We start from the raw sequence: 13,410 nt of genomic DNA, 5'->3' as shown, positions 1-13,410 counted from the left end.
CAACTAAATTGCGTACAATTGAATTGTGCAGTATGGTGGACTCATGACCACGCCAGAAGAGGCCCGCACGGCCGGCCCGGAAGCGCTCCGCCTGAAGCGGCAGGTGTGCTTCGCGATGTACTCGGCCTCGCGCGCCGCCACGGCCGCCTACCGGCCCATGCTGGAGGAGCTCGGCCTGACCTACCCGCAGTACCTCGCCATGCTGGTGCTCTGGGAAGCGGAGCCGCGCAGCGTCCGTGAACTGGGGGAGGAGCTCGGGCTCGACTCCGGCACGCTGTCGCCGCTGCTCAAGCGGCTCGAAGCGCTCGGCCTCGTCCAGCGCCGCCGCTCCGCCGAGGACGAGCGCCGCGTGGAGATCTTCCTGACCGGCGCCGGCGCCGCCCTGAGCGCCAAAGCCAGCGGCATCCCGCAGCGCCTGGCGGACGCCGCCGGCCTCACGGCCGCGGAACTGGACCAGCTCCGCGACACCCTGGGCCGGCTGGCCAACGCGCTCCACGCCTCCCACTAGCCCTTCCCCTTACACCCTTCCCAGCCCCACACGGCCGACGTCGAAATCGCGGCAGGCGTGCCAACTCGCCGGAAGTTTACGGCGACTCCGCAGGCTTCCGGCGAGCTTCCAACTGAACCCCTTCTTCCCGCCCGACAGAACGGAAACCCCATGAAGACCCTTTACACAGCCGAAGCCCTGGCCTCCGGCGAAGGCCGCGACGGCACCGCCGTCAGCAACGACGGCAAGCTCAGCGTCACCCTGGCCAGCCCTGTGGAACTCGGCGGTGACGGCGCGGGCACCAACCCCGAACAGCTCTTCGCCGCCGGCTACGCCGCGTGCTTCCACTCCGCGCTGCGCCTGGTGGGACGCAAGGAGCGCGCCGACCTGACGGACTCCGCTGTCGCCGCCAAGATCCACTTCGGCGCCCTCGAGGACGGTGCCGGCTACGGTCTGGCCGCAGAACTTGAGATCGCCCTGCCGGCCCTGGACCGGGACACCGCCGAGGCCCTCGTGGCCAAGGCCCACCAGATCTGCCCGTACTCCAACGCCACCCGCGGCAACATCACTGTCGACATCAACATCCTGGAGGTAGCCGCATGAGCGACAACGCCGAAACTCTCACCCTGCCCGCCACCACACGGGAGATCCAGCTGGCGTCCCGCCCGCACGGCCGCCCCGTCCCGGCGAACTTCCGCCTCGCCCAGTCGCCGCTGCCCGAACTCCAGGACGGCCAGGTCCTGGTCCGCAACCTCTACATCTCGGTAGACCCGTACATGCGCGGGCGCATGAACGACGTCAAGTCCTACTCCGCGCCGTTTGCGCTGGATGCCGCGATGGACGGCGGCGCCGTCGGCGAAGTCATCGCGTCCCGCGCCGCAGGGCGCGCTGTCGGCGACACAGTCGTGCACGGCCTCGGCTGGCGCGAATACGCCGTCGTCGATGCCGCGGCCACCACCCTGGCGCGCACCGATCTGGCCCCCGCGTCCGCGTTCCTCGGCGCCCTGGGCATGACCGGGCTGACCGCCTACGCGGGGCTGCTGAAGGTCGCGGAATTCAAGCCCGGCGATGCCGTGTTCGTCTCGGGTGCCGCCGGCGCGGTCGGCTCGCTCGTGGGGCAGATCGCCAAGGCCATGGGTGCCTCCCGGGTCATCGGCAGCGCGGGCTCGCCGGAAAAGGTGGCACGGCTGCTCGAACTCGGCTTCGATGCCGCATTCAACTATCACGACGGCCCGGTGGCGGATCAGCTCGCCGCGGCCGCGGGTGAGCGCGGGATCGATGTCTACTTCGACAACGTCGGCGGCGAGCACCTGGAAGCGGCGTTGGCCACGCTGACCGTCGGCGGCCGGGTGGCGATGTGCGGGGCCATCGCCCAGTACAACGCGACCGAGCCCACGCCCGCGCCGCGGAACCTCATGCAGGCGATCGGCAAGCAGCTGACGCTCAAGGGCTTCCTGGTGGGCGGCTACTGGCAGCACATGGCCGAGTTTGTCGAGGCCATGTCCGCCTGGCTCGCCGACGGAACGGTCCGCTACGACGAGACCGTGGTGGACGGCCTGGACAACGCCCCGCAGGCCTTCATGGACCTGCTCGATGGCGCCAACACCGGCAAGATGCTCGTTCGGCTGTAGCCACTTCCAGTAATCGCTGTGCTGGCCACGACGCCTCCGGCGCCGGTTCCTTCGGGACCGGCGCCGGAGGCGTCTGCGCGCTCCCTGAAAGGAGTGCCCTGCTACCTCTAGGTAACAAGTTCTCAACAATCTGGGGATTCGCCGGGAAGTGTGTTATCTGGACGTGGCGCAGGCCACTAAAGTAGCTTCCATCAGTGCGCCTCGGCGCAGTGCTGCGAATCCATCAGTGAAAACAGAGTTCAGCGGAACACCGCAGACAGACACTCATTGAACTTCCGTCGTAGCGCCTACTCTTTCTTCCTGGAGGAAAATTGAAGAACTCTCTGCGTGCCACCTTCAAGCGCGGATCAATGGCCGGCGTCGCCACCGCGGGCGCGGCTGCACTCCTGCTGACCGGCTGCGGCGCTGCCCCGGAGGCCAGCACCGCCACCAACACCGCCAGCAACTACACGGGCTGCATCGTGTCCGACTCGGGTGGGTTCGATGACCAGTCGTTCAACCAGTCTTCCTACGAGGGGCTGAAGAAGGTCACGTCGGAGGAAGGCCTTAAGATGAACCAGGCCGAGTCCAAGACCAACAATGACTTCGAGCCCAACCTGCGCGCCATGGTCTCCGCCGGCTGCAACCTGACCATCACGGTCGGCTTCCTGCTCGGTGACGCCACCAAGTCCCAGGCCACCGCGAACCCGGACAAGCACTTCGCCATCATCGACTTCGGTTACGAAACCCCCGTCGCCAACGTCAAGCCGATCATCTACGACACCGCCCAGGCCGCGTTCCTGGCCGGCTACCTCGCGGCAGGCACCACCAAGACCGGAACGGTCGCCACCTTCGGCGGCATCAAGATCCCCACGGTCACCATCTTCATGGACGGCTACGCCGACGGCGTGAAGTACTACAACGAGCAGAAGGGCAAGAACGTCAAGGTTCTTGGCTGGGACAAGGCCAAGCAGGACGGCTCCTTCACCGGCGACTTCGAAAAGCAGGACAAGGGCAAGCAGTTCACCCAGAACTTCCTGGACCAGGGCGCCGACATCGTGATGCCTGTCGCCGGTCCGGTCGGCAAGGGTGCGGGCGCGGCCCTGCAGGAAGCCAAGGCAGCCGGCAAGGACGTCAAGCTCATCTGGGTTGACTCGGACGGCTTCCTCACGGCACCGGATTACAAGGACATCATGCTCTCCTCCGTCATGAAGCAGATGGGCCAGGCCGTCGAGGCGGTCGTCAAGCAGGACAAGGACGGCCAGTTCACCAACAAGCCGTACGTCGGCACGCTCGCGAACGACGGCGTCCAGCTGGCTCCGTTCCACGACCTGGATGCCCAGGTTCCGGCCGAACTGAAGTCCGAGCTGGATCAGATCAAGAAGGACATCGCCGACGGCAAGCTGAAGGTTGAATCCGCAGCCAGCCCGAAGGCCTAACTTCCTCCGCTAAGCGCCACGGCCCGTCCGGTCACCACCGCACGGGCTGTGGCGCTTTTACGTTGCGGCCCGCCGCGCCTCAGAGCGCAGGCACTAAGCTGGTGCTGCAGCCCCCATACGCGTCCGGATCAAGCCTTCCGGACACCTCGAGATTGGTCAGAGTTTTGAAACTTGAACTCAAGGGCATTACAAAACGCTTCGGCTCCCTGGTAGCCAACGATCACATCGATGTGGTTGTTGAACCCGGGCAGATTCACTGTCTGCTCGGCGAGAACGGCGCTGGCAAGTCCACGCTGATGAACGTCCTCTACGGACTGTACGAGCCCACAGAGGGCGAAATCCTGATTGACGACAAACCGGTCACCTTCCGGGGCCCCGGCGACGCGATGGCGGCCGGCATCGGCATGGTGCACCAGCACTTCATGCTGGTCCCCGTCTTCACTGTCGCGGAGAACGTCGCCCTGGGAGCGGAAACCACCAAGACCGGCGGATTCCTGGACCTCGAGGACACGCGCCGGAAGATCCGGGAGATCTCCGACCGGTACGGCTTCGACGTCGACCCCGACGCGCTGATCGAAGACCTCCCCGTGGGCGTGCAGCAGCGCGTCGAGATCATCAAGGCGCTGGTCCGCGACGCCAAGGTGCTCATCCTCGATGAGCCCACGGCCGTGCTGACCCCGCAGGACACCGATGAGCTGCTGGACATCATGCGCCAGCTCAAGAGCCACGGCACCTCCATCGTCTTCATTTCCCACAAGCTGCGTGAGGTGAAGGCCGTTTCGGACACCATCACCGTCATCCGGCGCGGCAAGGTGGTGGGCTCGGCCGATCCCGGCGCTTCGACCACCGAGCTGGCGTCCATGATGGTGGGCAGGGCCGTGAGCCTGACCCTGGACAAGGCTCCGGCCAATCCGCAGGAGACCACCTTCGAGGTCAAGGACCTGACGGTGATCGCGCCCAGCGGCCAGCACGTGGTGGACGGCATCAGCTTCGGGATCGCCCGCGGCGAGATCCTCGCCGTCGCCGGCGTCCAGGGCAATGGCCAGACCGAACTGACCGAGGCCATCCTGGGCCTGCAAGAGAGGGTCGACGGCTCGATCACCCTCGACGGCGAGGAACTCCTGGGCCGCAGCGTCAAGGACGTCCTCAACGCCGGCGTCGGATTCGTGCCGGAAGACCGTTCACTCGACGGGCTGATTGGCACGTTCTCCATTGCCGAGAACCTGATCCTGGACCGCTACGACCAGGCGCCGTTCGCCAAGGGCATCAGCATGAGCCCGGCCAAGGTCCTGGAGAACGCCAAGACCCGGATCGAAGAATTCGACGTCCGCACCCCGTCCGGCATGCTTGCCGCAGGCACCCTGTCCGGCGGCAACCAGCAGAAAGTCGTCATGGCCCGGGAGCTCTCCCGGCCGCTGCGGCTGTTCATAGCCTCCCAGCCCACCCGCGGCGTGGACGTGGGCTCCATCGAGTTCCTGCACAATCGGATCGTCGCGGAGCGGGACCATGGCACGCCCGTCATGATCGTCTCCACCGAACTGGACGAGGTGATTGAACTCGCTGACCGGATCGCTGTGCTGTACAAGGGCAGGCTGGTCGGGATTGTCCCGGCCGGCACCGGGCGCGACGTCCTGGGCCTGATGATGGCCGGGGTTTCCCCGGACGAAGCCCAGGCCGACGCCGCAGGCAAGCACTCGGCTCAATCTCTCTCTGAAAACCCGGCAGGGAACACAGCAGAAAACCCGTCCGGCACCCCGGCCGACAACCCCGCAACGAAGGCAACGAACCCGGCGCCCGCCGCCCCGTCCGTGCAGGAGCCCGGCTCCGGCGCCGTAGGAGACCACAATGAGTGAGAACACCGAGCCGCGGCCCGCGGCCACACCGGACCCGGACCGGCTTCCGGCAGCCCAAGCCACCGACGTGGAGCCCGAGCCGCTCGAGGACGATGAAGCCTTCGTCACCTCGCTGGACACCGCGGGCGGTGCCCACCAGCCATCGGCCGTTCCGGTCTCGACTCAGAGCGGATCCCTTCCCGGTGCCCCGGAAGAGGAGTCGCTGCTGCGCAAGATCTTCACCGGCAATGGCATCGTGACCATCCTGGCGGTGCTGCTCGCACTGATCCTGGGCGGCATGCTCATCGCCATGACGGACAAGGTGGTCGGCACCACCGCGGGCTATCTCTTTGCCCGGCCCAGTGATTTCCTCACCGCCGTCTGGTCCGCCGCCACCGGCTCGTACGTCGCCCTCTTCCAAGGCGCGGTCTTCAACCCCCGCGGGGCCGGAGCGGCTGGACAGTTCGCACCCCTCATGGAGACGCTGACTATCGCCACCCCGCTGATCACCGCGGGCCTCGGCGTCGCACTGGCCTTCCGCGCGGGTCTGTTCAACATCGGTGCGCAGGGCCAGATCATCATGGCCGGCATCCTCGCCTCGTGGGTCGGCTTCGCGCTGCACCTGCCGATCGGGCTGCACCTGCTGCTGGTCCTCGTGGCCGGCGTCGTCGGCGGCGCCGTTTGGGGCGGCCTCGTCGGCGTGCTTAAAGCCAGGACGGGCGCCCACGAGGTCATCGTGACCATCATGTTCAACTACATCGCCCTCTATTTCCTGCGCTACCTGCTGGACACGGACTTGTTCCAGCGTCCGGGGGCGGACACCCCGATATCGCCGATCCTGGACCCCAGCGCCGCGTACCCGCTGCTCTTCGGCAGCCAGTACCGGCTGCACCTGGGATTCCTGCTGGCCATTGCGGCCACCGTGTTTGTTTCGTGGCTGCTGAACCGCTCCACGCTCGGTTTCGAATTCCGTGCCGTCGGGGCCAACCCCAAGGCAGCCCTGACTGCCGGCATTAACGTCTCCAGGGCCACCATCCTGGTGATGACCATTGCCGGTGGCCTGGCCGGACTGGCCGGCGTGGCGCAGGTGGCAGGCACCGAAAAGGTCCTGACCGATGGTGTCGCGGCAACCTACGGCTTTGACGCGATCACCGTGGCGCTGCTGGGACGTTCCTCGCCGTGGGGCACGTTTGCCGCCGGCCTGCTATTCGGAGCCTTCCGCGCCGGCGCTGTCCAGATGCAGATCCAGACCGGAACTCCGATCGACATCGTGCTCGTGGTCCAGTCGCTCATTGTGCTGTTCATCGCGGCGCCGCCCCTGGTCCGGGCGATTTTCGGACTCAACCCGCGCAAGAAGAAGGCCGCGACCGCCGGCAAAACCAAGCAGGCCGCAACCACCGGAGGTGCCGCATGAGCACAACAGCAACCTCGCCCATTCAGGGGGAATCCCAGCCGGACAAGAGCCGCGGGCCCGCGCAGTCCGCGAAGCCCGTAACCTGGAAGCTGCCGGTAACCCTGGCGGTGCTGGCCACCCTCGCCTTCATCTTCTTCGGCCTGCTGGGCCCGCAGGTGAACGCCAAGTTCGGCGTTTCGTCCGGCGGAGATTTCTTCCAACTCCCCGCGATCGAAGTCCCCGCATTCCTTTCCGGGATGGTGCTCTCCTTGATCCTGCTGGGCCTCGCGGGCTACGCCTTGGTCCTGAAGGCGAAAAGGAACGTCCGGCCCCCGCGCTGGGTGCCGGCCGTGTTCACCGTCGTGTTCGTGGTCGCCTTCCTGATCTGGGTGGTGGGCGGCGCCCGGACCCCCAGCATTTCGCTGGCCGGCCTCATCGCCGGATCCGTGACACTCGCCGTGCCGATCGTCTTCGGCTCCCTCTCAGGCGTGCTGTGCGAACGCGCCGGCGTCGTTAACATCGCCATTGAAGGCCAGTTGCTGGGCGGTGCCTTTACGGCCGCGCTCGTCGCCAGCCTGACGCACAACGCCTACCTGGGCCTGCTTGCGGCGGCCGTGGCGGGCGCCCTTGTCTCGATGGTGCTGGCGCTGTTCGCCATCAAGTACGTGGTCAACCAGATCATCGTCGGCGTCGTGCTCAACGTCCTGGTCTCCGGGCTCACCGGCTTCCTGTTCACCACCGTGATGCAGTCGGACCCGGAGAAATACAACTCGCCCGCCGAGCTGCCCAACATCGACATCCCGGTCCTGTCAGGCATCCCGGTGATCGGGCCCATCCTGTTCAAGCAGTCCGTGGTGGGCTACCTGATGTACGTGGCCGTGATTGTGATCTGGATCGGACTGTTCAAGACGAAGTGGGGGCTGCGCGTCCGTGCCGTGGGCGAGCACCCGCAGGCGGCCGACACCCTGGGCATCAAGGTCAACGCGACTCGTTTCTGGAACGTCACACTCGGCGGGGCCGTCGCCGGGATCGGCGGATCGTTCTTCACCCTCGTGGCAATCGACAGCTTCACCAAGGAAATCTCCGGCGGCCGCGGCTTCATTGCCCTCGCCGCCATGATCCTGGGCCGCTGGAATCCGATCGGGGCGTTCTTCGCCGCGCTGTTGTTCGGCTTCGCCGACAACCTGCAAAGCATCGTGACGATCATCGGCACGCCCGTGCCGAGCCAGTTCATGGCCATGCTGCCGTACGTCGTGACCGTGTTTGCCGTGGCCGGGCTCGTCGGCCGCTCCCGGCCGCCGGCCGCCGACGGCATCCCGTACATCAAGGGCTGAGAATGGACAGCATCGACGTCGACTGGGCAGCACTCGAAGCCGCGGCCGTGTCCGCCATGAAGAACGCCTACGCGCCGTATTCGAAGTTTCCGGTGGGGGCCGCGGCCCTCACCGGGGACGGGCGGATCGTCAGCGGCTGCAACGTCGAGAACGCCAGCTACGGCCTGACCCTGTGCGCCGAGTGCGCACTGGTGGGCAACCTGCAGATGACCGGCGGGGGACGGCTCCGCGCCTTCTACTGCGTCGACGCCGGCGGGAATGTCCTCATGCCGTGCGGGCGCTGCCGCCAGCTGCTCTACGAATTCCGGGCTCCGGACATGGAGCTCATGACCACGCAGGGAATCAAGACCATGGACCAGGTCCTTCCCGATGCCTTTGGCCCCCAACACCTGGAGGAACCCCGGTGACACAAGCGACACACAACCCCGGCAACAGCGAAGCGTTCGACGCCGTCGACATCATCCGCATCAAGCGGGACAAGGGCGTGCTCAGCCCGGCCCAGATCGACTGGACCATCGACGCGTACACCCGCGGCGCCATCGCCGACGAACAGATGGCCGCCCTGAACATGGCCATCCTGCTCAACGGCATGGACCGGGCGGAGATCTCCCGGTGGACGGCGGCCATGATCGCCTCCGGCGAGCGGATGGACTTCTCCAGCCTGCGGCGGCCCGACGGCGGCGTGAAGGCGACGTCGGACAAGCACTCCACCGGCGGCGTCGGGGACAAGATCACTCTGCCCCTGGCGCCCCTGGTGGCGGTATTCGGCGTGGCCGTGCCGCAGCTCTCGGGCCGCGGCCTTGGCCACACCGGCGGCACCTTGGACAAGCTCGAGGCCATCCCGGGCTGGCGTGCGGCCCTGAGCAATGAGGAAATGATGGCCCAGCTCCAGGACGTCGGCGCGGTCATTTGCGCTGCCGGCGCGGGACTGGCCCCGGCGGACAAAAAGCTCTACGCGCTCCGCGATGTCACCGGGACCGTGGAGGCCATCCCGCTGATCGCCTCCTCGATCATGAGCAAGAAGATCGCTGAGGGCACCGGCTCGCTGGTGCTCGACGTCAAGGTGGGCAGCGGCGCGTTCATGAAGGACGAGGCCCGCGCCCGCGAACTGGCCGAAACCATGGTGGCCCTGGGCAAGGACGCAGGTGTCAACACCGTTGCCCTGCTCACCAACATGAACACGCCCCTGGGCCTCACGGCGGGCAACGCGATCGAGGTCGAGGAATCCGTGGAGGTCCTCGCCGGCGGTGGCCCGGACGACGTCGTCGAACTCACTGTCCGGCTGGCGGAGGAAATGCTGGCGTGCGCCGGCATCCGCGACGCCGATCCCCGGGCAGCACTCCGGGACGGCCGGGCCATGGACGTCTGGAACCGGATGATCCAGGCCCAGGGCGGGGACCCGCGCGCCAAGCTCCCGGTGGCCAAGGAATCCGAGGTCATCTACGCCCCGGCCGACGGCGTCCTGGTGGAGCTCGACGCGATGGCCGTCGGCGTCGCTGCCTGGCGGCTTGGCGCGGGACGCGCCCGCAAGGAGGACCAGGTCCAGGCCGGTGCCGGGGTGCGGATGCACGCCAAGCCGGGCGCCACGGTCAAGGCGGGCGAGCCGCTCATGACCCTCCTGACGGACACCCCGGAGAAGTTCGAGCGTGCCAAGGAAGCGCTCGAACACGCCGCCGTGATCGCCCCCGAGGGGTCCCGGCCCGCCCAGAAGCTCATCATCGACCGCATCGCCTAAGCCCGTTGCCCTATCAGTTATGGTCCCCAAACCCGTGGTTTAACAGCCGCAAGTGATAGGGCAACGGCGGCCGCGGCCGGCGGTACACTGACTCCACAAGACTGACTCCACAGCAGTACCCGTCTAGCGCAGGCCCGGCTCCGGCCGAGCCTGCGCTTGGATCGATCTGGCCCCGCCGCGCGTTAGGAAGCTGTGCAGGCAATCAACGACTTCATCCTCGCCGCCGCAGGGCAACCCTGGGTCCTCGTCCTGGTATTCGCCTGTTGCGTGATCGATGGCTTCTTTCCACCGATCCCGAGCGAGTCGGTGGTGGTGGGCCTGGCCGCAGTCGCCGCCACGGCGGGTGTTCCCAATCCGGCGCTCCTGATCGCCGCCGCCGCCGCAGGGGCATTTCTGGGCGACAACATCGCTTACCTGATCGGCCGCCGCGTAGGAACACGGCGCTGGGCATGGATGCGCGGCCCGCGCATGCAGGCGGCCTTCCGCTGGGCCGGACGGGAACTGCGGAAACGGCCTGCCTCACTGATCCTCGTGGCGCGTTTCGTCCCGATCGGACGGGTGGCCGTCAACCTGACCGCCGGTGCCACGCACTACCCGCGGAGCAGATTCGTCAGCCTGACGATACTCTCGGCGCTGCTGTGGGCCGGCTACTCGGTGGGGATCGGCCTGTTTGTTGGCCCCTGGTTTGAGAAAAACCACGTGCTGGGCGCGGCCATTGCGATCATCTGCGCGATCGTCCTGGGCATCATCCTGGACCGCGTGATCAGCAAGGTGCGCGGCCGTACCCCGGAGGAATCGACGCGTTCCCTTCCGCCCGCCGAGTCCTAGGCGGATTGGCCCCGCCCATGGGACACTTAGGAGCGATTTGCGTCACGTTTGTTAGCCGCACGTCGTCCAAGGTTCCGCCCACTGTCATTGCGTGTACGTTACGGCTTAGTTGTCCGTTCCCAGTCATCAAGGAGCACCACCCGCATGGAGTTCATTAACGAGGCCGTGCTCCATGCCGCTGGCCAGTGGTGGATCTACCCCCTCCTGCTGGTTTTCTTCTTCGTGGACGGCTTCGCGATGGTGGTCCCCAGCGAGACCCTGATCGTTGCCCTGGCGGCATACTCCGTGCACAGCGGCCAGCCCAACCTGTGGATCCTGGGCCTCACTGCGCTCGTCGGGGCCATGGCCGGCGACAACATGGCCTACATGCTCGGCCGCAAGATCGGACTCGAACGGTTCCGCTGGATGCGCAAGCCGAAGGTCCAGAAGGTCTTTGGCTGGGCACACTACGAACTCGAGAAGCGTGGCGCCGTGCTGATCTTCACCGCCCGGTACATCCCGTGGGGCCGCGTCGCCGTCAACTACGTGGCGGGAACGACGGCGTTTCCGCACCGGCGGTTCTTCTTCCTGGACGCCTTCGCGTGCCTGACCTGGGTCGCCTACTCGATCGGCATCGGCGTCCTGGCCAGTTCCTTCCCGTGGCTGCACCACAACCCGCTGCTCAGCGCGGGCATCGCGGTGGTATTCGCCATTGTGCTCGGTGTCCTCATCGACCACCTCCTGCGCTGGTGGCACAAGCGCCTGGGTCGCCACGACACCCGTCCGGTCGCGGCCGACGCCGAATACGCCACCGAACCCGCTTCCGGGAATCGTGCTCCCGAGCTGCACGGCACGATCCTGGCCGGTCCGCCCACTGAGGCCGGAGCGTCCAGAAAGTAGCTTCCGGCGCCCGGCGACCCTATGGTTGGAACGTGACTGAGACTATTCCTGACGCCGCCCATGACCTCGACTTCGACCTGAAGGGCCTTCCCAAGGTTTCCCTTCACGACCACCTGGACGGCGGACTCCGCCCGGCCACCATCATTGAACTTGCTGAGGCTGCCGGCCACACGCTGCCGTCCACGGACCCCGTCGCGCTGGGGGAGTGGTTCCGCGAATCCGCCGACTCCGGCTCCCTGGTCCGTTACCTCGAGACCTTCGACCACACCATTGCCGTGATGCAGACCAAGGAAGGCCTGTTCCGCGTCGCGAAGGAATTCGTCGAAGACCTGGCCGACGACGGCGTCGTGTACGGCGAAGTGCGCTGGGCACCCGAACAGCACCTGCAGAAGGGCCTGAGCCTGGACGAAGTGGTTGAGGCCGTGCAGGCGGGCCTCGAAGCCGGCGTGGACGCCGTGGCCGAGACCGGCCGCGACATCCAGGTGGGCCAGCTCATCACCGCCATGCGCCACGCCGACCGCGGCCAGGAGATCGCCGAACTGGCTGTCCGCCACCGCAACAACGGCGCCGTCGGCTTCGACATCGCCGGTGCCGAGGACGGCTTCCTGCCGTCCCGTTTCAAGGACGCCTTCACCTACCTGGCCCAGCACAACTTCCCGGCCACCGTCCATGCCGGCGAAGCCGCCGGCCTGGAAAGCATCCAGTCGGCGCTTGTCGACGGCCGGGCCCTGCGCCTGGGCCACGGCGTGCGGATCGCCGAGGACGTCTCGATCGAATTCGAAGATGACGAAGACGCGGACGCCCAGGGCGACGAAGTCAACGACACCATCGGCATGGTGACCCTGGGCGAACTCGCCAGCTGGGTGCGCGACCGCGGCATCGCCCTGGAGATCTGCCCCTCGTCCAACCTGCAGACCGGCGCCATTGCCGGCTTCGGTGAGGGCATCGAAAGCCACCCGCTGGACATGCTCTACCAGCTCGGCTTCAACGTCACCATCAACACCGACAACCGGCTCATGAGCGGCGTGACGCTGACCGACGAGTTCGAGCTCCTGGTCGAAACGTTCGACTACGACCTCGATGACCTGCTGGAGCTGACGCTGAACGCGGCCGAGGCCGCTTTCCTTCCGCTCGAGGAGAAGGAAGCACTGGTCGAATACATCAACGAGGCCTACTCCGATCTTGGCTAACGAGGACACGACACCCGTCCAGGGGCTGGTCGCTACGATTGCGGCCCTGCGCGAGCACTGCCCCTGGATGGGTGCCCTCACCCACGAATCCCTCGTGGAGTATCTCTTGGAGGAGGCCTACGAGGTCGCCGAGACCATCGAGGCCGGCGGCGGCGACGCGGAACTGCAGTCTGAACTGGGAGACGTCCTGCTGCAGGTGGTCCTGCACGCCCGGCTCGCCGAGGAACGCGGCGCCTTTGACTTGGGCGACGTCGCCCGCGGCCTGACCGCCAAGATGATCCGCCGCAACCCGCACGTGTTCCGGCCCGATGGGTCGCTGCAGGATTCCTTCCCGGCAACGGTGGAGGAGATCGTCCTGAAATGGGATGCCGTCAAGAAGGCCGAGAAACCCGAGCGCGGCCACGTCTTCGACGGCGTTCCCGCCGCCCTTCCGGCCCTGGCTCGGGCCCAAAAGCTCCTGGACCGGGCCGAACGCGCGGGCCTGGCAGCGGCCGCCGGCGAAACCGCCGCCGAAACCGCCGTCGACGTCCCGGCCGCCGAGGAAGAACTCGGCGACCTGCTGTTCGGGATCGTGGCGGCTGCCCGGGCCGGCGGGCTCGACGCCGAGCGCGCCCTCCGTGGAGCCCTCCGCCGATTCCAGGACAGCAAGGGCTCACCGCCGCAGGCAAAATAGCGCAGGCAGA

General features: G+C 66.9%; 13 protein-coding genes. All 13 read left to right on the top strand.

Going from position 1 to position 13,410, the window contains the following annotated elements; translation table 11 throughout:
* The first annotated feature begins 43 nt into the window (after nt 1-43).
* The 13 genes from AC1DZQ_RS05440 to AC1DZQ_RS05380 all read left to right on the top strand — a co-directional run bounded on the left by AC1DZQ_RS05440 (nt 44) and on the right by AC1DZQ_RS05380 (nt 13,400).
* Entirely contained in the window at nt 44-508 is a 465-nt protein-coding gene (locus AC1DZQ_RS05440; protein WP_476962541.1) for a MarR family winged helix-turn-helix transcriptional regulator, read from the top strand.
* Nucleotides 509-658: 150 nt separating this feature from the next.
* Complete coding sequence (locus AC1DZQ_RS05435; protein WP_476962540.1) at nt 659-1,090, top strand: organic hydroperoxide resistance protein; 432 nt, start codon at nt 659-661, stop codon at nt 1,088-1,090.
* On the top strand, nt 1,087-2,118 hold the full coding sequence (locus AC1DZQ_RS05430; RefSeq protein WP_476962539.1) for an NADP-dependent oxidoreductase: 1,032 nt from the start codon (nt 1,087-1,089) through the stop codon (nt 2,116-2,118). The genes AC1DZQ_RS05435 and AC1DZQ_RS05430 overlap by 4 nt, the downstream gene beginning before the upstream one ends.
* 311 nt (nt 2,119-2,429) lie before the next feature.
* A complete protein-coding gene (locus AC1DZQ_RS05425; RefSeq protein ID WP_476962538.1) occupies nt 2,430-3,536 on the top strand; it encodes a BMP family lipoprotein in 1,107 nt (368 codons plus the stop codon).
* Nucleotides 3,537-3,700: 164 nt separating this feature from the next.
* Nucleotides 3,701-5,389 carry an ABC transporter ATP-binding protein gene (locus tag AC1DZQ_RS05420; RefSeq protein WP_476962537.1) on the top strand — a complete coding sequence of 563 codons (1,689 nt, stop codon included), beginning with the start codon at nt 3,701-3,703 and terminating at the stop codon, nt 5,387-5,389.
* Complete coding sequence (locus AC1DZQ_RS05415) at nt 5,382-6,782, top strand: ABC transporter permease (RefSeq protein ID WP_476962536.1); 1,401 nt, start codon at nt 5,382-5,384, stop codon at nt 6,780-6,782. The genes AC1DZQ_RS05420 and AC1DZQ_RS05415 overlap by 8 nt, the downstream gene beginning before the upstream one ends.
* Nucleotides 6,779-8,095 (top strand): ABC transporter permease, encoded by a 1,317-nt coding sequence (locus AC1DZQ_RS05410; RefSeq protein ID WP_476962535.1) that lies wholly within the window; start codon nt 6,779-6,781, stop codon nt 8,093-8,095. Before AC1DZQ_RS05415 ends, AC1DZQ_RS05410 begins: the two co-directional genes overlap by 4 nt.
* 2 nt (nt 8,096-8,097) lie before the next feature.
* Nucleotides 8,098-8,502, top strand: a complete 405-nt coding sequence (locus tag AC1DZQ_RS05405) for a cytidine deaminase (protein WP_230010838.1) — start codon at nt 8,098-8,100, stop codon at nt 8,500-8,502.
* Entirely contained in the window at nt 8,499-9,830 is a 1,332-nt protein-coding gene (locus tag AC1DZQ_RS05400; protein ID WP_476962534.1) for a thymidine phosphorylase, read from the top strand. The genes AC1DZQ_RS05405 and AC1DZQ_RS05400 overlap by 4 nt, the downstream gene beginning before the upstream one ends.
* A 192-nt stretch (nt 9,831-10,022) precedes the next feature.
* On the top strand, nt 10,023-10,658 hold the full coding sequence (locus tag AC1DZQ_RS05395) for a DedA family protein (protein WP_476962533.1): 636 nt from the start codon (nt 10,023-10,025) through the stop codon (nt 10,656-10,658).
* Nucleotides 10,659-10,802: 144 nt separating this feature from the next.
* Nucleotides 10,803-11,537 carry a DedA family protein gene (locus AC1DZQ_RS05390; protein WP_476962532.1) on the top strand — a complete coding sequence of 245 codons (735 nt, stop codon included), beginning with the start codon at nt 10,803-10,805 and terminating at the stop codon, nt 11,535-11,537.
* A gap of 32 nt (nt 11,538-11,569) precedes the next feature.
* Nucleotides 11,570-12,727, top strand: coding sequence for an adenosine deaminase (locus AC1DZQ_RS05385; RefSeq protein ID WP_476962531.1), 1,158 nt, complete (start codon nt 11,570-11,572; stop codon nt 12,725-12,727).
* A 67-nt stretch (nt 12,728-12,794) separates the two neighbouring features.
* Nucleotides 12,795-13,400: a MazG nucleotide pyrophosphohydrolase domain-containing protein gene (locus tag AC1DZQ_RS05380; RefSeq protein ID WP_476962617.1), complete on the top strand. Its 606-nt coding sequence runs from the start codon at nt 12,795-12,797 to the stop codon at nt 13,398-13,400.
* Nucleotides 13,401-13,410: the final 10 nt, after the last annotated feature.

It is taken from the genome of Arthrobacter sp. P1_C12_2 (genome assembly GCF_056406415.1).
Note: the sequence above shows the minus strand (reverse complement) of the source record. Positions and strands in the feature narration are given on the sequence as shown.